Origin of the sequence: Marinobacter sp. bablab_jr003, from assembly GCF_016464245.1 — a bacterium.
GTDB lineage: Bacteria > Pseudomonadota > Gammaproteobacteria > Pseudomonadales > Oleiphilaceae > Marinobacter > Marinobacter vinifirmus.
The window spans coordinates 66,214-86,222 of sequence record NZ_JADARC010000097.1; the positions used below are offsets into that span (position 1 = coordinate 66,214).

Sequence of the window (20,009 nt, forward strand, 5' to 3'; positions counted from 1 at the left end):
GTAACGTTCCTATAATACCATGGTAGAGTTTCTAGTATTGATTTCGTTAACTACCATTGTTGTTAATGCAAAGTATAGCTGCTTTGGCGTTTCTACTGAACACGCATAAGAACAACATAAGCATACGAGGACCACACCAATGACTTCGATCTTTGATCAGGGCCTTGAGCCCCGGAACGCAAACTACGCGGTCCAGTCCCCCATTGATTTCATCGAACGTACCGCCAGTGTTTACCCGGATTATCCGGCGATTATCCACGGTGCCATCCGTCGCAACTGGGCCGAAACCTACGATCGCTGCCGCCGGCTGGCGTCTGCCCTGAAGGGGCGCGGAATCAGCCGTGGTGATACCGTTGCGGTGATGCTGCCGAACATTCCGGCCATGGTGGAATGCCACTTTGGTGTGCCGATGATTGGTGCGGTGCTGAACACCCTGAACGTGCGCCTGGATGCCGAAGCCATTGCCTTCATGCTGGAGCATGGTGAAGCAAAGGTGGTGATTGCCGACCGTGAATTCGGCCAGGTGGTCAAAGATGCTGTTCGTCACCTTGAAAACAAGCCGCTGGTGATCGATGTTGACGATCCCGAGTACGGTGAAGGCGTTCAGGTAAGCGACCTGGATTACGAAGCCTTCCTGCAAGAGGGTGATCCCGAGTACCAGTGGAACTTCCCCGCCGACGAGTGGGATGCCATTTCCCTGAACTACACCTCCGGTACTACCGGCAACCCCAAGGGCGTGGTTTACCACCATCGTGGTGCCTATATTAACTCGCTGGGTAACCAGGCGGTCTGGTCTATGGACATGCACCCGGTGTACCTGTGGACGCTGCCGATGTTCCACTGCAACGGCTGGTGTTTCCCCTGGACCATCACCGCCATGGCCGGCACCCACGTGTGCCTGCGCCGGGTAGACCCTGAGAAAATCCTCAAGCTGATCCGCGACCACCAGGTAACCCACATGTGTGGTGCGCCGATCGTTCTGAACGCGTTGCTGAATGCCTCGCCGGAAGCAAAGGCCGGTATCGACCACGATGTGAAATCCATGACCGCCGGTGCGGCGCCCCCAGCCCAGGTGATTGGTGCCATCGAAGAGATGGGCATCAAAGTGACCCACGTATACGGCCTGACCGAAGTCTACGGCCCGGTTACCGTGTGTGCCTGGAAGTCCGAGTGGGATGAGCTGCCACTGCAAGAACGTGCCCGGATCAAGGCGCGCCAGGGCGTTCGCTATCACACCCTGGGCGGCACCATGGTGGCAGACCCCAACACCATGCAGCCGGTGCCGAAAGACGGCAAGACCATCGGCGAGATCTTCCTGCGTGGTAACACGGTGATGAAGGGCTACCTGAAGAACCCGAGTGCCACCGAAGAAGCCTTCCGGGGCGGCTGGTTCCACACCGGAGACCTGGCCGTATGGCACGAAGACGGTTACATGGAAATCAAGGACCGCCTGAAAGACATCATCATCTCCGGTGGCGAGAACATCTCTACCATCGAAGTTGAAGATACCCTGTACCGCCACCCGGCGGTGATGGAAGCGGCGGTGGTTGCCCGGCCAGACGAAAAGTGGGGTGAGACTCCCTGCGCCTTCGTAACCCTCAAGCCGGAAGCCGGTAATGTCACTGAAGAAGACATCATCAGCTTTTGTCGCGAGCACCTGGCCCGCTTCAAGGTGCCGAAAACCGTGGTGTTCTCGGAGCTGCCGAAGACATCGACTGGCAAAATCCAGAAGTTCGTACTGCGGGACCAGGCCAAAGAGCTGAACTGATCCGGCAAGGCTGCGCCGCCGGGCGCAGCCACACCTCTTTCCACAAAAACAACATTGACTGGCACCCGACACCGGTGTGCCCGGAGGTACTGTTATGCAAATGTTCCACAGAAAAAACGGTGAAGAGCAGCCGTTCTGGCCGGCTGGCCCCTTCAAAATCCGTCTGCCGTTTGTTCACTATCGTTGGGAATTCGCGGAGATGGTGCAGGCACTGATCATGTTCGTGGTCAGCCTGGCGATGATTCCCCTGCTGGAAAAATACTTGGGCGTTCCCTACGACGTGGCCCTGGCCTACGTTGTGGTGTGTGGTATCGGCTTCATGCTGCCGGCCCTGCTGGGCGTACCGCTGGTGCCCGGCTGGATTACCCCGGGTATCCCCGTGGTGCTGCTGTTCCTTTCAGACTACGAACCCGGCCCCGAGGCCATCCAGGCGCTGTTTGCCCTGCAATTCCTGGTGTTCCTGATCTTCCTGTTTCTGGGTGTTACCCGCCTGGGCAGCAAGCTGGTGAACTGGATTCCCCGGTCCATGAAGGGCGGTATTATCATCGGTGCCGGTATTGCTGCACTGATGGGCGAAATCGAGGCCGGTGGCCGCCTGGCCAACACGCCAATCTCCCTAATTGTGGGTGGCCTGGTGTGCCTGTACCTGATGTTCTCCGTTTCCTTCAAAGGCTTTGTGGACAAGAGCAACATTGCCCGCAAGATTGCCAACTACGGCATGGTGCCGGGCATGGTTGTGGCCATCCTGGTGGGCTTTGCCGTTGGCGAGTATGAAGTCCCCGACGTACAGTGGGGCATCACCAAGCCGGCCTTTGACCAGTTGTGGAACTACCTGCCGTTCAGCGTGGGTTTCCCGGACCTGAACATTTTCCTGTATGCCATTCCGACCGCGGTGATCGCCTACGTCATCGCCTTTGGTGACATCGTGGTGGGTCAATCCCTGATGAGCCGTGTCGACCACCTGCGCAAAGATGAAGACATCGACAACAGCATCGACCGCGCCCACCTGGTAACCGCCATCCGGAACGGTGGCCATGCGTTCTTCGCGCCGTATCCTGGCCTGGCCGGCCCAATCTGGACCGCCGTAACCGCTACTATGGCCGAGCGCTACAAGTATGGCCGTAATGCTATGGATTCCATCTACAGCGGTGGTGGCACCTTCTGGATTACCGGTTTCATTGCGTTGTTCGTGCTGCCGCTGGTGAGCTTCTTCCAGCCGGTGCTGCCGATTGCCCTGTCACTGACCCTGCTGCTGACCGGTTACATCTGTTTGATGGTGGGCCTGGAGCAGCTGGAGAACAACACTGAGCGTGGCATTGCCGGCACCATGGGTGTGGTACTGGCGGTGTACGGCGCAGGCTGGGGCCTGGCCACCGGTGCCATCCTGTACTACCTGATCGAGCGTACTCACTTGTTGAAGTTTACCTCTGACCCGGAAGCGCCGGGCGCCGAGAAGAGCGAGTAATTCTGAACCCGGTGCCGCTGAGCTAGCAGCGGCACCAACCCACTGTGTGTCCTTGGGAGGCTTCGGCCTCCTTTTTTTTGTTTTCGGTTACCGGATTTGTTGTCGTGGGCCTTTTTGTTAACGGCTTCACGGGGCGGCTGAAATTATCGCCGGCATGTGCAAGACTTGTGTCTCCAGAATAATCACAAGAAAGGGTGCTCCCGCCTGAGGAAACACCCGAACCCCGGAGGCCTTTGCACATGCGAGTTGGTTTGATCGTTGATTCCGCCTGTGATCTACCCTATGAATTTTCCCGCAAACACGATCTGTTTGTGCTGCCGGTAACGGCCATTATTGATGGCCAGACCTACATCGATACCCACGATCCTGTGCGTACCCAGGAGTTCTACCAGAGCGGCCTGCTTGATAAAGGCCACCAGGCGGAAACCGAAGCCTTTTCCGCAGAACAGATCCACAACCTGTTCATGGAAAAGATTGTCACTCAGTTTGATGTGGCCATCTGTGAAACCGTCACCCGAAGCCGCAGCCAGATTTTCGACCACGCCTCCGAAGCCATGAACACCGTGATGGCCAACTACGAAGGCGCCCGCAAGGCCGCCGGCCGGGAAGGCAAATTCTCCATGCGGGTCATCGACAGTAAGCAGATCTTTGCGGGCCAGGGATTGCTGGCGGCCCACACCCTGCGGCTGATCAACCAGAAAGTCTCCAAGAATGCCCTGCGCCACGAGGTGGAAACCTTCACCGACAAGATCTACACCTGCGTGATTCCCCGCGACCTGCATTACATCCGTGAACGGGCCCGGCGCCGCGGCGACAAGAGCGTGTCTGCGATGGCCGCCTTCATGGGTAAGGTGCTGAACATCAACCCGGTGATCTTCGGGCAGGGCGTGGAAGGCAAGCCGGTGGCCAAAACCCGCGACTTCAACGTGGCGGTTGAAAAGGTGATGAATTACGCCATCGGCCGTCTGGAAGCTGGTTTGCTGACACCCTATGTAAGTTTGTCCTGCGGCCTGAGCTGGACTGAGATCGAAGAGCTGCCGGGCCTGAATCGCCTGCGCGATGCCTGTGAAAAGCACGGTGTAGAGTTGCTGTTGTCGCAGATGGGCATTACCAGCTCCATTTACGTTGGGCCCGGCAGCCTGTGCCTGGCGCTGGCGGCGGAACCCCACGAGTTTTCAGACTTCCAGTAACCGTCTGTTTTTGCCGGGCCGGTTGCCGGACTGGCCCATAATCACGGGTTCGCCGGTAATTCCGGCAAACCCCAGCTGCCTGCTTCCGTGTTAGCCTCACCGGCATACTTCAGGAATTCAGCCAAAGGATGCCAGCTCTATGAGCAAAACTGCCCCCAGTCTTGTCGATACCCTGTTTGAAGCCCACGTAAAGCACGAAGTGGCCTCCCTCAAAGGCGCCAAGCTGAAGAAGTTCCTGGAACAGGAAGTGGATGAATTGCTTGGCTATGCCGAAAAAGTCCCGCTGGGCCGGCTGATCAGCCCCGAGCAGGTAATGGGCGTGATCAAGCGCATCGCCGTGAACATGGAACTGGATGCCGGCATTCCGGAACTGGCTGCGGAGATGGCGGCAGAAGTGCTCAAAGCGCCGGTTCAGGCAGACACCACGCTGGGCGAAATCCTGTCACGGGAGCAGGCCAGCGGCTTTATCGAAGAGGCCCTGGAGCTTCGCCAGCAGCGGGAGCGGATCATCAGCGAGATCATGGCACACCCGGTGTACCAGGAGCTGGTGTCGAACGTGGTGTACCACGGGCTGGTGAATTACCTGTATGAAGACAACCTGATTACCCGCTCGGTGCCGGGAGTGGGTTCGGTGATGAAGTTCGGCAAGAAAATGGCCAACAAGGCCGTGCCGGGGCTGGATGAAACTTTCGAGCGGCGCATCAAGGCCTGGCTGGCAGAGAGCTTGCCGGGGCTGATTGTACGCAGCGAGCAGTTCCTGCACCGGGCACTGACCGACGATGAATTGCGCGACAGCGTGATGGCGGCCTGGGTATCGCTGGAGAACCAGACCATTGCCGAGCTCCAGGACGGGCTGGGTGAGGTGGAGCTACAGGAGTTTGTGGTACTGGGTTATGACTTCTGGCTGAACTTCCGTAAAACCGCCTACTTTGAAGGTTGCGCCCGGGCGGTGGTAGAGCACCTGTTTGCCAAGTATGGCGACCGGCCGGTGATGGACCTGCTGAATGATATCGGGGTGACCCGGGAAGTGATTGTTACGGAAATTGCCGAGCTCGGCCTGCCGATTATCGATGTGCTGCACAAGGAAGGTTATATGGAGGCATTGGTGCGCAGAAGGCTGGGAAGCTTCTACAAGTCTGCTGCCGCGAAGAAGTTGCTGGCAGAGGGGTAAGCCGGGCTGCACAGGCCTGAAATAAAAAAGCCGGAAGAGGATCGCTCTTCCGGCTTTTTTGTAGCTGCTGACAGCTTTTGGCCTCAGCGCTCCAGGTACTGGAGCTTGTCGGGCTGGCCGTCCCACTCGTCGGCGTCTGGCAGCGGGTCTTTCTTCTCGGTGATGTTCGGCCACTTGCCGGCCAGGTCCGCGTTGATCTCAACGAAGGCTTCCTGGCCTGCCGGCAGTTCGTCTTCAGAGAAGATGGCTTCCGCCGGGCACTCGGGCTCGCACAGGGCGCAATCGATGCACTCGTCCGGGTCGATCACCAGAAAGTTGGGGCCTTCATAGAAGCAGTCTACCGGACACACTTCCACGCAGTCGGTGTATTTGCACTTGATGCAGTTATCAGTAACGATAAACGCCATAGTCAGATCCCTGGTTCGTAGAACATTCAGTCTCATCAGGAGCCCTGAAAATCCGGCCCCATCTATAATTTTGTGCGCGATATTGTAGGGAGCGGCCCCCGTAGCCGCAAGCATTGGGCTGCTATAACCTTATTACACAGATCAAGTTTGGCCCAGTTTTCTGTTATTTCTTCAATAATGCCCGCAGTTCATACAGCTGGTTCAGGGCCTCCCGGGGCGACAGGCCATCAACATCCAGCTGCTGCAAGGCCTCTTCCACCGCGCTTGGCTCCGCCATGGCGAACATATCACCCTGATAAACCGTTTCCGCGCTGGCCGGTTGTTTGACGGCTTTCGGTGCCGGTTCATGCACATGCTCCGGGGCCGGCGCTGACGGGCTGGCACTGCCTTCCAGGTGTGCCAGCTGGGCCTTGGCGTTACGGATAACATCCTGCGGCACGCCGGCAAGCTTGGCCACCTGCAAGCCATAGCTCTGGCTGGCGGGGCCGTCATGCACATTGTGCAGGAACACGATGGAATCATCATGCTCGGTGGCGGTCAGGTGCACGTTCACCGCATGTTCCAGGTCATCCGCCAGTTGCGTCAGCTCGAAGTAGTGGGTGGCAAACAGGGTGTAGCAGCGAATGTCCTTCGCCAGGTGCTCTGCCGTGGCCCACGCCAGGGACAGGCCGTCGAAGGTGCTGGTGCCACGGCCTACTTCGTCCATCAGCACCAGGCTGTGTTCGGTGGCGTTGTGCAGGATGTTGGCGGTTTCGGTCATCTCCACCATGAACGTAGAGCGGCCACCGGCGATGTCGTCGGAAGAGCCCATGCGGGTGAAAATCCGGTCTACCGGCCCCAGCACCGCCCGGTTGGCAGGCACGAAGCTGCCGGTGTAAGCCAGCAGGGCAATCAGGGCGGCCTGACGCATGTAGGTGGACTTACCGCCCATGTTCGGGCCGGTAATCACCAGCATCCGGCGTTTTGCGTCCATCAGCAGGTTGTTGGGCACAAAAGGCTCGTCCAGCAGTTGCTCCACCACCGGATGGCGACCTTCTTCCACATCAAAACCGGGTTGGTCAGTAAACTCCGGTGCGGTAAAGCGCAGGCTGGTGGCGCGCTCGGCAAAGTTACTCAGTACATCCAGCTCAGCCAGGGCCTGGGCGGCATCCTGCAGCGGCGCCAGTTGTTCGGCCACGGTTTCCAGAACGTCGTCATACAGGCCTTTTTCCCGGGCCAGGGCGCGGCTCTTGGCACTCAGGGCCTTGTCTTCGAATTCTTTCAGCTCGGGCGTAATGAAGCGCTCGGCGTTTTTCAGGGTCTGGCGACGGATGTAATCCACTGGCGCCTGGGCAGACTGGGCCCTGCTGATTTCAATGTAATAGCCGTGCACCCGGTTGTAGCCCACTTTCAGGGTAGAGATGCCGGTACGCTCCCGCTCCCGGGTTTCCACATCCAGCAGATACTGGCCGGCGTTCTCGCTGATGTTGCGCAGCTCGTCCAGCTCAGCATCGAAGCCCTCGGCGATCACGCCGCCCTCGCGGATTACCACCGGCGGGTTTTCGATAATGGCCCGCTCCAGCAAGTCAGCAAGCTCCGGGTATTCGCCAATGGTTCCGGCCAGCTGGGCTACATGGCTGGAATTAACCGGCTTCAGGGCTTCCTGAAGCTCTGGCAGGGTCTGGAAAGCATCCCGCAGGCGGGCCAGGTCCCGGGGCCGGGCAGAGCGCAGGGCTACCCGGGCCAGGATCCGTTCGATGTCGCCCACACGCTTGAGCAGGTCGTGCACCGGTTCATAGTGAAAACCGTCCAGCAGGGCCGAGACTGACTGCTGGCGTTGCTGAACCACTTCCACATTCCGCAGCGGGCGGTTCAGCCAGCGGCGCAATTCCCGGGCACCCATGGCGGTGGCCGTGCGGTCCATCACCCAGGCCAGGGTGTATTGCTGGCCGCCCATCAGGTTGGTGTCGATTTCCAGGTTACGGCGGCTGGCGGCATCCAGGATTACCGCGTCTTCCCGGCGTTCCCGGGTCAGGTTGCGAATGTGGGGCAGGGCGGTGCGCTGGGTTTCCCGGGCGTACTGCAGCAGGCAGCCGGCGGCACAAATCGCCAGGTGCAGGTCTTCGCAGCCAAAACCGGTGAGGTCACGCACCTGCAACTGCTGGGTAATCACACGGCGGGCCGAGTCCAGCTCGAACAGCCAGGGGCCTTGCCGGCGCACACCGGTGAAGCCTTCCAGCAGGTCACCGAAAGGGAAGTCTTCGCTGATCAGGATCTCGGCCGGGCGCAAGCGCTGCAGTTCGCCCTGCAGGGCTTCCAGGCTGTCCAGTTCAGATACCGCAAAGCGACCACTGGAAATATCCAGCGAGGCAAAGCCGAACTGCTCTTTATGGCTGAAAATCGCGGCCAGCAGGTTGTCACGGCGGTCTTCCAGGAAGGCTTCATCGCTGAGAGTGCCGGGGGTAACAATGCGCACCACTTTTCGTTCCACCGGCCCCTTGCTGGTGGCCGGATCGCCAATCTGTTCGGCGATGGCAATGGATTGACCCGCGCGCACCATGCGGGCAATGTAGCCTTCAGCGGCGTGGAAAGGCACGCCGGCCATGGGAATAGGGTTGCCGCCGGACTGTCCCCGGGCGGTCAGGGTAATGTCCAGCAACTCGGCCGCTTTCTTGGCATCGTCGTAAAACAGCTCGTAGAAGTCACCCATGCGGTAGAACACCAGCTCGTTCGGGTGCTCCCGCTTGATCTTCAGGTACTGCTGCATCATGGGGGTATGCTTGGAAAGATCGGTCTGGGTTGCAGGCATGGAAGCGTCCGGTTGATCGTGCGTTTGGGTCAAAGCGGGGATTGTAAGAAAATAACGCCCGGGATGAAACGAAGGGTTTGGCAACAGGATCTTGGAGAAGGCTATGCAAGCAACCGATCAGCAACTGGAAACCGCCGGCAATGCGCTGGGAGACTTGTTGATACAGCAGGGCAGAACCATGGCCACCGCCGAAAGCTGCACCGGTGGCTGGGTGGCTAAGGTGCTGACAGACAGGGCGGGTTCCTCTGCCTATGTGATGGCCGGGTTGGTGACCTACAGCAATGAGGCCAAACAGGCCATTCTGGGCGTAGAAGAAAAGGTGCTGGCCGAGCACGGCGCTGTCAGCGAACCGGTGGTCCGCCAGATGGTGGCCGGTGCGGTTCGCGCCACCGGTGTGGATGTGGCCGTGGCCATCAGCGGCGTTGCCGGCCCCGGCGGCGGCAGCGAGGAAAAGCCGGTAGGCACGGTATGGTTTGCCTGGGGTACCGGCCCGGACAACACACAAACCCGTGTTCAGCACTTTGACGGCGACCGGGAACAGGTACGCCGGCAATCGGTTTTGTATGTGTTGCAAGGGGTTACGGAGTTTCTGAAAACACTGTGATGTTTTTCACCCCGGCAGGGGTTGGTCTGTGCCAAGGCTTATGTTTTAATACTGTTCAAATATACAGGAAAACACTGGATACACCTCCGGTGTCGTCATATCGAATAGTGAGGGGCAGGTAACAATGGAAGACAACCGCAAGAAAGCACTCAGCGCAGCACTGGGCCAGATTGAACGCCAGTTCGGCAAGGGCGCCGTGATGAAAATGGGCGACCAGCCCCGTGAAGCCATTCCTGCGGTATCCACCGGCTCCCTGGGGCTGGACGTGGCCCTGGGTATTGGTGGCTTGCCGTATGGCCGGATTGTAGAGATCTACGGCCCGGAAAGCTCCGGTAAAACCACCCTGACCCTGCAAGTGATCGCCGAAGCGCAGAAAGCCGGCAAAACCTGTGCCTTCATCGACGCCGAGCACGCACTGGACCCTATCTACGCTGAAAAACTGGGCGTAAACGTCGACGACCTGCTGGTCTCCCAGCCGGACACCGGCGAGCAGGCCCTGGAAATCGCGGATATGCTGGTACGCTCCAATGCCATCGACGTCATCATCGTCGACTCGGTAGCGGCCCTGACTCCGAAAGCGGAAATTGAAGGCGAAATGGGCGACAGCCACGTAGGCCTGCAGGCCCGTTTGATGTCCCAGGCGCTGCGTAAGCTGACCGGTAATGTGAAGCACGCCAACTGCCTGATGGTGTTCATCAACCAGATTCGTATGAAGATCGGTGTGATGTTCGGCAGCCCCGAGACCACCACCGGCGGTAACGCCCTGAAATTCTACTCTTCCGTACGCCTGGACATCCGCCGCATCGGTGCGGTGAAGGACGGCGACGAAGTGGTAGGTAATGAAACCCGCGTAAAAGTTGTCAAGAACAAGGTGTCTCCGCCGTTCAAGCAGGCCGAGTTCCAGATCATGTACGGCAAGGGCATCTACCACATGGCCGAAGTTCTGGACATGGGTGTGAAAGAAGGCTTCGTCGACAAATCCGGTGCCTGGTACGCCTACAACGGCGACAAGATCGGCCAGGGCAAGGCCAATGCCTGCAAGTTCCTGGAAGAGAATATGGACATCGCCAACGAAATCGAAGCCAAGGTTCGTGACAAGCTGATGCCCAAGCCGGTGAAGAAAGAAGCGGCAGAAGCGCCGGTGGAAGCGAACGGTGAATTGCTCTAAGTAAGACCCCGGGAGGCGTTACATGAAGCGACTGTTGATAGTAGCCCATGCACCGTCTCCCAATACCCTGCGGTTACGGGAGTCCGTGGAAAAGGGCGCCCGTAACCCGGATATTGAAGCGGTGGAAGTGGTGGTGAAAGCGCCGCTCGAAGCCGGCCCCGAAGATGTCCTCGCCTGCGATGCCATCATCCTTGGCACCACTGAAAACCTCGGCTATATGTCGGGTGCCCTCAAAGACTTCTTTGACCGTAGCTATTACCCCTGCCTGGAAAGAACCCAGGGCCTGCCTTTTACCTTCTATATCCGCGCCGGCCACGACGGCACCGGCACACGCCGCGCCATAGACAGCATCACCACTGGCTTGCGCTGGAAGCTCATCCAGGAGCCCCTGCTGTGCCGGGGTGACTACCAGCCCGAATTTGCCGACCAGTGTGAAGAGCTGGGGCTGTTTGTGGCGGCCAGCCTGGATGCCGGAATTATCTGAAAACCCCGGCGCAACGGCGTTTAATTGGTGCTGGCCACCGCCGATAGGCGAGGAGGGCTATTCGGTAACAAGGAAACAACGGAATTGGCTAAAATCAACTGCTAGTATTCAGGTGCTAGTAACTTGTTAATTTCTCCTTACTTCCGGGCGACAACAAAGTTTTTTCATGCCACAGCCAACTCGCGACCTCAGGCTCCAGGCCTGCTTACTGATTCTCTTTCTGTGCGGCCTTCAGGCCGGCGTCCTGGCATTAATTATCACAGCCTTCCCGATGGTGCCGATGCCTCAGAGCCTGATGCTTACGGCAGAGGGGGCGCTGGCGATTATTGCCGGTGCAGGGGCAATGACTGCTATTTTCTTTCGAAAGCGCCTCTGGCAACTCGCGTTCGGGATAATGCTGGTGGGCCTGGGTGCATACAGTCTGGGCCACAACCTACTGGATAGCGGGGACGGCTCAGCGGTGTCGCTGCTCAGTGGGCAGCCTCGACTGAAGATCTTGCCGGCAGTCGCCGTGCTGGTGCTGGCCAGCGTATCTCTCATCGGGCTGCGCGGGGCAGCAGGGCGGTTGTATGCCTTGCTGGCGGGTTGTTTTGGCTTGGCCATTGGCTCCTATGCGGTGCTGGAGAATGTCCGCCGGGGCCTGTTGGGTGATCCGGGCGGTCTGGTTGAAGGTTTTTCGCTGATTGCCGGGTTGTTTTGCCTGGGGTTTGGCATCGCGTTGATTATCCTGGCCCAGCGCAATCCCAATAAGCCGTTCATGCTGCGGCGAGACGGCGTAGTTGCTGGGGTGGCTGGCGTATTTGGCACGTTTGTGTTGTCGGTCATTGCCAGTTGGGGCACCCATGAAGAGCGACACCACATTGCCCGCTCTACCATTCAGTACTACGCCAGTGAGTTAAAACTGGAGTTGCAGTCTTCTGTTGCGTTGATTGATCGGCTGGCCAACCGTTGGGCGTCGCTGGGCTTTGAAGTGCCTGAAGCTCTCGAGCAAACCGAAATGCGCTGGTACTTCAAAGACACGCCTGCCCTGAAGTCTCTGATGCTGTTCCGGGATGGTCGGTCTCCGGTGTGGCGGCGGAGCCGTAACCCTGAGGATCTGCTGTGGGTGATGGATCAGACCGTCAACCCGGAAGTGTTGGGTTGGGTTCGCAAAGCGCGCGACGAACGGTTGGCCAGCGCCTGGATATTCCCGGACCCGGCTAAGCCGTTTTCGGCGATCGCCCTGGTGCGGCCAGACCTGGGTTCGGGTGCGTATTTCCTCGCGGTATTTGATGTGGCGGAGTTGCTGGCGCTTGAATCATCCAGGGACTATTACGATTTCGAGATCCGGCTTGAGGGAGCGGACAGCCCGGCTGTGGAGCGAGCTATTGCACTTCATCACCTGGAACATGAGGTTTACGAGCATGTGCCAGTAAACATTCCCAACGGCCCGGACCTTGTGCTCAGTGCCACGGCTGGCCCGGCATCGGTACTTTCTCTGCGGGGAATGCTGCCGCCGGCACTGTTTGGTTTCGGGCTGTTGATGAGTTACATGCTGATTATGGGGCGCAGCCTGTTGGGCTTGCAGAAACGGCAGGCCAGGGAAATCAACGTGGCAGAGCAACGCTTCCGGTCGTTGTTCTCTCAGTCGCCGGATGCAGTGTTTGCCTTCGACCGCGAAGGGGTTTACCAGGCGGTTAACCCGGTAGCCCAGAAGATCGTGGGGTTTACCAACCGGGATCTGGGGGTTGCCCGTTACCAGGATGTTCTGACTCACGGCGCTATGGATGAGGCCGACTTTGTTGTGTTTGATACGGCCTTTCAGAATACCGTGGCAGGCCATCCTCAGACCTTTGAAGTGGCCTTTCTGAACGCCCTGGGCAAACGCAGGAACTATGAATGTGCGTTTGTTCCGATTATGGTGGATGCAGGGGTAGTGGGTGTCTTTGCCTTGGTGAAGGATGTAACCGACCGGCACCAGGCACAGGAAAACCAGAGGATTCTGCAGCGCAGCCTGGAGTCCAGCGAGAACGCTGTGGTGGTGGTTGATGTGCGGGAAAGCCACATGCCGGTGGTGTTCGTGAACTCTGCGTTCACGGCCATCACGGGATATTCCCACGAGGAAGTGATCGGAGCGCCGGTAAAGCAGCTCACCGGCCCGGAAACCGAAGAGAGCGATATGGACGCTATCTGGACCGCGGTTCGGTTTGGGCGTGCAGCCAGTGTCACCTTGAAAAGCTATCGTCGGGACGAAACGCCGTTCTGGAACCATGTCGCGCTGGCACCAGTGAAAGATGACGATGACCGGGTTACCCACTTTACCGCCATCATGACCGACATCTCGGAGAAGAAAGAGCAGGAAAACCGACTTGCCTATCAGGCTACTCACGACGTGTTGACCGGGTTGGGTAACCGCAGCCTGTTTGAAGATCGGCTTACTCACGACGTGGCGCTGGCCCAGAGGAATGATCAACAGTTGGCCGTGCTGTTTGTAGACCTGGATGAATTCAAGCCGATCAATGATGCTCTTGGCCACAAAGTGGGGGACGGCCTGCTGATCAGCATTGCCAGGCGGTTGGAGCTGGTAACCCGGCCGGAAGATACGCTGGCCCGTTTTGGAGGCGACGAGTTTGTGTTGCTGTTACCTGACCTGACCTCCCCGGCCCAGGCTGACGAAGTGGCAAACCGGATTCTGGATAGCATTGCGGACCCTCATCAGGTGGGCAGTCATGAACTTTATATTTCTGCCAGCATCGGCATCAGCTTGCTGGACAAGCAGTCCACCGGGCCGGAAAAGCTGATTCAGCAGGCTGATATGGCCATGTACAAGGCCAAGCAGCAGGGGCGTGATACCTATGTGGTGTACTCCGAAGACCTGGATTCCAAGCTGTCCAAGCGTGTGGAGTTGCGTAATGAATTACAGGAAGCCATCAAAACCGGTCAGCTGTTCCTGAATTACCAGCCTCAGGTAGACCGGGATGGCCAACTCTGTGGTCTGGAAGCCCTGGTTCGCTGGAAACATCCGGAGAAAGGCTTTATCTCACCCGCAGACTTTATTCCCGTAGCCGAGGAAACCGGCCAGATTGCCCACCTGGGCAAGTGGGTAACCACCCAGGCGTGTAAAGACGCCCGGCGGTTGCTTGAGATGGGGCTGCTGAAGGGCCGTATGGCGGTGAACCTGTCGCCGCTGCAGTTCCACCGCCCGGGCTTTCTGACGGTGCTCAGGTCGATTCTGGAAGACACCGGTCTTGCACCGGAACACCTGGAACTGGAGCTGACCGAAGGCATCCTGATGAAAGACAGCGAAGGCGCCATTGAGATCCTCAATGCCCTGAACGGCATGGGGGTTGCCACGGCCATTGATGATTTTGGCACCGGTTTTTCCAGTTTCAGTTACCTGAAAGACCTGCCGGTGGACAACATCAAGATCGACCGCAGCTTTGTGGACAATGTCACCACCAACGAGAAAGACGCGGCGGTGTGCAAGGGTGTGATCACCCTGGCCCGGGAAATGGGGCTGAACGTGGTAGCCGAAGGCGTGGAAACCCAGGAGCAGTTTTGCTACCTGAAGAGCCATGGTTGCGAGAGCTTCCAGGGCTACTACTTTGCCCGGCCCATGTTGTTCGAGGATCTGGTGCAGTGGATTGGTAAAACCGGGTAAGCGGGCATGCGGTGGCCTAGCCGGCCAGGCGGCTGTAAAAGCCTTCAATGCGTGACAGGGCATTGTCGACGGCCCGGGAATAGCGTTTCTGGTCCAGGCAGTAACTGAACTGAACGCTCACCCGGAAGCCGGTGCGCCATGGCTGGCAGCGGACTACGCGGGCCGCTACGCGGGGTTCGTTTATGTATTTGCCGCGGATTTGCAGGTACAGGCGGGCGCCGGGTTCGACCGGCCGGGGGCACTGAACCGCCATGCCGTAGCGGTTCATATCCAGGCAGTTCACGGCCACCGGGTTCTTGCCACGGCCAAAGAAGCCGCGCTCGCTGAGCTGTACGCTCAGGCAGGTGGCGGGAAACCGTTCCTTGATTCGGCGATCTGAGGGCTTACTTGCCATGGCTGCATCCACTGTCTTTTTGTCTTTGTTGTTTCCGGAAGCCATCCGGACCCTCAAGTGTAGCCAGCACCGGGTTGTCTGAAAATTGATCAACATGAAAAGTGTGACTGGCGTCTCACCCGGCAGTTGCTCCGGCCTGATCGGATAAAACCGGAACCGGTAGGCGACAGTCTGTCTGGCAAACACTACAATGGCGGGTTCAAAACCATTCAAAACGATGTCGACGGGAAGCAAACTTGAAGTCATTGCCGCTGCACCAACTCTACAAATCCTGTGTTCTGAAAGAGCTGCCATTCAAAACCACCCGGCAACTTGAGCCGCTGGCTGAGATCGTCGGCCAGAACCGTGCCCAGGAAGCCGTGCGCTTCGCACTGGCCATGCCCCACGGTGGTTACAACGTGTATGCGGTAGGCCGGAACGGGTTGGGCAAGCGCACCATGATGCTGCGCTACCTGGAGCACCATGTAGACACCGAACAGCAAAGCCATGACTGGTGTTACGTGGCCAATTTCGAAGAGCCCCGTAATCCGAAGCTGCTGAAGCTGCCCTCGGGTAAGGGCACCCAGCTGAAGCAGGACATGGAAAAGCTGATGGCCCGGCTGGTGAAGATGATTCCCCAGACCTTCGAGGGCGACAGTTTTCTGGAGCGCGCCGAGCAGCTGAAGAACGACTACGTCAAACTGCAGGAAGACGAACTCGAAAAAGTAGCCAACCAGGCCAAGCGCAAGAAAGTGCGCCTGACCATCAGCACCCCCGGCGGATACCGGCTGGTGGCTATGAACGGCGAAGAGCCCCACACGGCGGAAAGCTTCCAGGCCCTCACCCAGGAGCAGCGGGACAAGTTCGAGGAAGTCATCAACAAGCTGGAGAAGAAACTCCGGCAGGTTCTGCGCAAGCTGGCAGACTGGGAGCAGGAATACGCCGAGAAACAACAGGCCCTGAACCAGGAAACCCTGGAAGGCATCTCCGGCCACCAGATTGACGAGCTGAAAGACAAGTATAAAGAGCTGCCAGACGTAACGGCCTACCTGGAAGCGGTGCGCAAAGACCTGGCTGAAAACCTGGATATATTCCTGGAAGACGACGAAGAACAGGCGGCCATTGCCTATGCGTCGCTGGACAAGAAAACACCCCGCCGCTACATCGTGAATGTGCTGGTACACCAGACCAGCAACGAAGTACCCGTGGTGGTGGAAGATAACCCCACCTACCACAATCTGTTCGGTTACGTGGAAAACGTCACCTACAAGGGCACGGTGTTTACTGACTTCTCGCTGATTCGCCCCGGCAGCCTGCACAAGGCCAACGGTGGTTACCTGCTGATGGATGCCATCAAGGTGCTGGAGCAGCCCTTCGTGTGGGATGGCCTGAAGCGGGCGCTGCGCTCCCGTACCCTTCAGATCAACTCCCTGGAGCGGGAACTGACCCTCTCCGGGACGATTTCCATCGAGGCGGAATCGGTGCCGCTGGACGTGAAGATTGTGCTGTTCGGGGACCGCGAAACCTGGATGCTGCTGCAGGAATACGATTCCGAGTTTGCCGAGCTGTTCCGGGTAACGGCGGACTTCGAGAATGAAATGTACCGCACGGCGGAAAGCCAGCTGCAGTACGCCAAGTTTATTGCCAGCCTGGTGGTGGAAAAGAAACTGCTGCATTGCAACACCAGGGCGGTGGCCCGGGTAATCGAACACAGCGCCCGTATGGCCGACCACCAGGACCGGTTATCTCTGCATGCCGCGGATATTGCCAATCTGCTGCGTGAATCGGATTTCTGGGCCCGCCAGGCCGGTGCCCGGTTGATTACCGAGGTGCACGTGGAGCGGGCGCTGGAAAGTGCCCGTTACCGCAGCAGTCGCATTCGTGACCAGTTCTACGATTCCATTCGCGACGGCACCACGCTGGTCACCACCTCCGGCACCTGCGTGGGGCAGGTGAATGCGTTGTCTGTGCTGTCTACCGGCGGTTTCGAGTTCGGCTTGTCTAACCGGGTAACGGCAACCTGCTACTATGGTGATGGTGCCGTGATGGATATCGAGCGTGACGTAAAGCTGGGTGGCAACATTCACTCCAAGGGTGTGATGATTCTCAGCTCCTGGCTGGCGTCTTACTTTGCGGTGAACGACCCCATGCACCTGTCTGCCAGCCTGACTATGGAACAGAACTATGGTGAGGTAGACGGCGACAGCGCATCGCTGGCGGAGCTGGTGGCGCTGATCTCGTCGTTGTCCGGTGTGCCGGTGCGCCAGGACCTGGCCATTACCGGTTCAGTGAACCAGTTTGGCGAGGTGCAGCCCATCGGCGGTGTGAACGAGAAAATTGAAGGCTTCTTTGCCACCTGCGAGCTCAAGGGCGGTTTGACCGGCACCCAGGGTGTGATCATTCCGGAAACCAACGTGCAGAACCTGATGCTCGACAGTGAAGTGGTGCAAGCTGCGCGCAATGGCAAGTTTGCGGTTTACCCGGTAAGCCGGGTGGAAGAGGCCGTTACCTTGCTGCTGGGCAAGCCCGCTGGCAAGGCGAATGACAAAGGCCGGTATCCCAGGCAGAGTGTTTTTGGCATTATTCAGCAGCGGCTTGAGAAAATGCGGGAACACGAGCGGCAGGAACACGCGCGGGACGAGCACAAAGACCCGTCCATCCACTGACCAGGACCATAATAAAACGGACAGGAGAATAGAGATCCATGACTGATATCCAGCAAACTGTGTACGTGGTAGAAGACGACGAAGCCGTCCGCGACTCCCTGGAGTTGTTGCTGAAATCCGATGGCAAGCCGGTGAAGACCTTTGAGAGCGCCAACGCCTTTCTGAATGACTACTCCGATAAAATGGCCGGCTGCATTGTGCTGGATATCCGTATGCCGGGTATGGACGGCATGGAGCTGCAGAAGAAGCTGAACGAAAAGCATTCGATTCTGCCCATCATCTTTGTGACCGGTCACGGCGACGTGCCGATGGCGGTAGACGCCATGAAAGAAGGCGCGGTGGACTTCATCCAGAAGCCGTACCGGGAAGAAGCCCTGCTGGAAAAGATCGAGGCGGCCCTGGAGCAGGACCTCGAGCAGCGCAAGACCCTGGACGAAAAACAGGAAATCATCCGCCGGGTGAAAAGCCTGACCCCGCGGGAAGCCGAAATCATGGACCGCATGATTGCCGGCCAGGCCAACAAGGTGATTGCCATCGAGCTGGAGATCAGCCAGCGCACCGTGGAAATCCACCGTTCCCGGGTTATGCACAAGATGGGTACACATTCCCTTGCACATCTGGTGCGTATGGTTCTGTCCGTAAAGGACCTTATCGACTAAGCCGGTTGCTGTGGTCATCATGCCAGAACGTTTATAACCGGCCACGCTTGTATGACTGAAGTTGTCAGTGAGAACTCAGAGGTGACGGTCCTGCTGGTTGATGACAACCCGCAGAACCTGAAAGTCCTCTACGAGACCCTGAAAGACAAAGGCTACCGCCTGCTGATTGCCAACGAAGGCGAGAAAGCACTGGACCTGGCCCACCGTCACCACCCGGAAGTGATCCTGCTGGATATCATGATGCCGGAGATGGATGGCTATGAGGTGTGCGAGCGCCTGAAGGCCGATCCGGAAACCGCCGACATCGCAGTGGTGTTCCTGTCCGCCCTGGACGACCTGCAGGCCAAGGTGAAGGGCTTTTCCCTGGGCGGGGCCGATTACATCTCCAAGCCGTTCCAGTCCCTGGAAGTGATCGCCCGGGTGAAAACCCATGCCCGGGTTATCCGGCTCGAACGTGAGCTGCAGGCCCGTAACCGGGAACTGCAGGGCGACCAGACCCGCATTCTGGATTCCATCAGCGAAGGCATCTACGGGCTGGACGAAAACGGCCTGATCGAGTTTGCCAACCCGGCTGCCGCCGCGATTGCCGGCCGCCCGGTAGAAGACCTGATCGGCAAATGTTTCTTTGACCTGCACTTTGCCACAGCTGACGAATGCCGTGACAGCCTGCCGGTGATGGCGACCTGTAACAAAGGTGTGCCCGAACACCAGCGGGATATCCAGATGCTGCGAGTCGATGGCAGCAGCTTCCCTGCAGAATACCGGGCCACCCCGAAGCTTGATGGCGATGAGCTGCATGGCGCTGTGGTGGTGTTTCACGACATTACCGCCGAGCTTGAAAGCGAGAAAGCCCTGGAAGAAGCCCGGGAGCTGGTGCAGGAGCAGCGCGATCAGCTGGCCCACACCTCCCGCCTGACCACCATGGGCGAGATGGCCGCCGGTTTCGCCCACGAGGTAAACCAGCCGCTGACCGCGATTTCCAACTACGCCCGGGTTTCCAAGCGCATGATGGCCAAGGACGAGCCGGACCTTGAGCTGCTGGGTGAAACCCTGGATAAAATCGATGCCCAGTCCCACCGGGCCAGCGAGATTATCCGCCGCATCCGCCGCTTTATGAAAAAGCCTGCCACTGGCAAGGAAGAATTGTCGGTGCCCGAGTTGCTGGAAGACACCCGGCAGTTTGCCGAGGTGGACATGCGCAACAACGAAGGCGGCATTGAGGTGCGGGTAGACGACGATCTGCCGGGTGTACTGGCAGACCCCATCCAGGTGCAGCAGGTGGCCCTGAATCTGATCCGCAACGCCCTGGAGGCAACCCGCAGTGCCGGTTCGTCCCAGCCTGTGGAGGTTTCAGCACGGCGTTGTGGCGATCAGTGTGTTCGGGTAGAGGTGCGTGACCACGGTGTCGGTGTGCCGGAAGAGGCCGAGGACAAGCTGTTCCACCCGTTCTACACCACCAAGGAAGATGGCATGGGCATTGGCCTTGCTACCTGTCGCTCGCTGATGCAGGCCCAGGGTGGCGATATCGGGTACCAGCGCCCGGAAGGCGACGGTGCCTGTTTCTGGTTTGTGTTGCCCATTGCAGGCGCCGAGGGCGCGCCCTGCACCCCCGACGAAGCCTGACCC

At 58.6% G+C, this 20,009-nt stretch carries 14 protein-coding genes; 11 read left to right on the top strand and 3 right to left on the bottom strand.

All coding sequences use genetic code 11. From position 1 onward, the window contains the following. The first annotated feature begins 139 nt into the window (after positions 1 to 139). The 4 genes from H3Z84_RS09135 (at position 140) to H3Z84_RS09150 (ending at position 5,594) form a co-directional block, all read left to right on the top strand. The gene (locus H3Z84_RS09135) at positions 140 to 1,768 is read left to right on the top strand and encodes an acyl-CoA synthetase (protein ID WP_199457248.1); all 1,629 of its coding nucleotides are present in this window, start codon (positions 140 to 142) and stop codon (positions 1,766 to 1,768) included. Between the two features lie 94 nt (positions 1,769 to 1,862). Next, entirely contained in the window at positions 1,863 to 3,233 is a 1,371-nt protein-coding gene (locus H3Z84_RS09140) for a solute carrier family 23 protein (RefSeq protein ID WP_022989406.1), read from the top strand. A gap of 239 nt (positions 3,234 to 3,472) precedes the next feature. Then, positions 3,473 to 4,423 (top strand): DegV family protein, encoded by a 951-nt coding sequence (locus tag H3Z84_RS09145; RefSeq protein ID WP_058341078.1) that lies wholly within the window; start codon positions 3,473 to 3,475, stop codon positions 4,421 to 4,423. A 139-nt stretch (positions 4,424 to 4,562) separates the two neighbouring features. Beyond that, entirely contained in the window at positions 4,563 to 5,594 is a 1,032-nt protein-coding gene (locus H3Z84_RS09150; RefSeq protein WP_199457249.1) for a hypothetical protein, read from the top strand. 83 nt (positions 5,595 to 5,677) lie between these two features. On the opposite strand, the gene fdxA is transcribed toward H3Z84_RS09150, so the two are convergent. Beyond that, complete coding sequence (fdxA, locus tag H3Z84_RS09155; protein ID WP_022989403.1) at positions 5,678 to 6,001, bottom strand: ferredoxin FdxA; 324 nt, start codon at positions 5,999 to 6,001, stop codon at positions 5,678 to 5,680. Positions 6,002 to 6,164: 163 nt separating this feature from the next. Continuing rightward, positions 6,165 to 8,789 (bottom strand): DNA mismatch repair protein MutS, encoded by a 2,625-nt coding sequence (mutS, locus tag H3Z84_RS09160; protein WP_199457250.1) that lies wholly within the window; start codon positions 8,787 to 8,789, stop codon positions 6,165 to 6,167. Between the two features lie 103 nt (positions 8,790 to 8,892). Here mutS and pncC point away from each other — a divergent pair, with 103 nt between their 5' ends. From pncC to H3Z84_RS09180, 4 genes are all read left to right on the top strand, one after another. Then, positions 8,893 to 9,393, top strand: a complete 501-nt coding sequence (gene pncC / locus H3Z84_RS09165) for a nicotinamide-nucleotide amidase (RefSeq protein WP_022989401.1) — start codon at positions 8,893 to 8,895, stop codon at positions 9,391 to 9,393. 124 nt (positions 9,394 to 9,517) lie between these two features. After that, positions 9,518 to 10,561, top strand: a complete 1,044-nt coding sequence (gene recA / locus H3Z84_RS09170; RefSeq protein WP_058341159.1) for a recombinase RecA — start codon at positions 9,518 to 9,520, stop codon at positions 10,559 to 10,561. Positions 10,562 to 10,583: 22 nt separating this feature from the next. Then, the gene (locus H3Z84_RS09175; protein ID WP_199457251.1) at positions 10,584 to 11,045 is read left to right on the top strand and encodes a flavodoxin family protein; all 462 of its coding nucleotides are present in this window, start codon (positions 10,584 to 10,586) and stop codon (positions 11,043 to 11,045) included. 166 nt (positions 11,046 to 11,211) lie between these two features. Beyond that, the gene (locus tag H3Z84_RS09180; RefSeq protein ID WP_199457252.1) at positions 11,212 to 14,685 is read left to right on the top strand and encodes an EAL domain-containing protein; all 3,474 of its coding nucleotides are present in this window, start codon (positions 11,212 to 11,214) and stop codon (positions 14,683 to 14,685) included. A gap of 16 nt (positions 14,686 to 14,701) precedes the next feature. Here the strand turns inward: H3Z84_RS09180 and H3Z84_RS09185 are convergent, their stop codons facing one another. Then, complete coding sequence (locus tag H3Z84_RS09185; protein WP_199457253.1) at positions 14,702 to 15,079, bottom strand: PilZ domain-containing protein; 378 nt, start codon at positions 15,077 to 15,079, stop codon at positions 14,702 to 14,704. Between the two features lie 236 nt (positions 15,080 to 15,315). Between H3Z84_RS09185 and H3Z84_RS09190 the strand changes: the two genes are divergently transcribed. The 3 genes from H3Z84_RS09190 to H3Z84_RS09200 are packed head-to-tail and all read left to right on the top strand — an operon-like array spanning position 15,316 to position 20,006. Beyond that, entirely contained in the window at positions 15,316 to 17,724 is a 2,409-nt protein-coding gene (locus H3Z84_RS09190; RefSeq protein WP_199457254.1) for a Lon protease family protein, read from the top strand. Between the two features lie 38 nt (positions 17,725 to 17,762). After that, a complete protein-coding gene (fixJ, locus tag H3Z84_RS09195; RefSeq protein ID WP_199457255.1) occupies positions 17,763 to 18,383 on the top strand; it encodes a response regulator FixJ in 621 nt (206 codons plus the stop codon). 51 nt (positions 18,384 to 18,434) lie between these two features. After that, positions 18,435 to 20,006, top strand: coding sequence for a response regulator (locus tag H3Z84_RS09200; RefSeq protein ID WP_199457256.1), 1,572 nt, complete (start codon positions 18,435 to 18,437; stop codon positions 20,004 to 20,006). Positions 20,007 to 20,009 lie beyond the last annotated feature (3 nt).

Bases quoted from the DNA above. Each gene is read 5' to 3' on its own strand.
- H3Z84_RS09135 (WP_199457248.1), top strand. From the start codon at position 140: ATGACTTCGATCTTTGATCAGGGCCTTGAGCCCCGGAACGCAAACTAC.
- H3Z84_RS09140 (WP_022989406.1), top strand. From the start codon at position 1,863: ATGCAAATGTTCCACAGAAAAAACGGTGAAGAGCAGCCGTTCTGGCCG.
- H3Z84_RS09145 (WP_058341078.1), top strand. From the start codon at position 3,473: ATGCGAGTTGGTTTGATCGTTGATTCCGCCTGTGATCTACCCTATGAA.
- H3Z84_RS09150 (WP_199457249.1), top strand. From the start codon at position 4,563: ATGAGCAAAACTGCCCCCAGTCTTGTCGATACCCTGTTTGAAGCCCAC.
- fdxA (WP_022989403.1), bottom strand. From the start codon at position 6,001: ATGGCGTTTATCGTTACTGATAACTGCATCAAGTGCAAATACACCGAC.
- mutS (WP_199457250.1), bottom strand. From the start codon at position 8,789: ATGCCTGCAACCCAGACCGATCTTTCCAAGCATACCCCCATGATGCAG.
- pncC (WP_022989401.1), top strand. From the start codon at position 8,893: ATGCAAGCAACCGATCAGCAACTGGAAACCGCCGGCAATGCGCTGGGA.
- recA (WP_058341159.1), top strand. From the start codon at position 9,518: ATGGAAGACAACCGCAAGAAAGCACTCAGCGCAGCACTGGGCCAGATT.
- H3Z84_RS09175 (WP_199457251.1), top strand. From the start codon at position 10,584: ATGAAGCGACTGTTGATAGTAGCCCATGCACCGTCTCCCAATACCCTG.
- H3Z84_RS09180 (WP_199457252.1), top strand. From the start codon at position 11,212: ATGCCACAGCCAACTCGCGACCTCAGGCTCCAGGCCTGCTTACTGATT.
- H3Z84_RS09185 (WP_199457253.1), bottom strand. From the start codon at position 15,079: ATGGCAAGTAAGCCCTCAGATCGCCGAATCAAGGAACGGTTTCCCGCC.
- fixJ (WP_199457255.1), top strand. From the start codon at position 17,763: ATGACTGATATCCAGCAAACTGTGTACGTGGTAGAAGACGACGAAGCC.
- H3Z84_RS09200 (WP_199457256.1), top strand. From the start codon at position 18,435: ATGACTGAAGTTGTCAGTGAGAACTCAGAGGTGACGGTCCTGCTGGTT.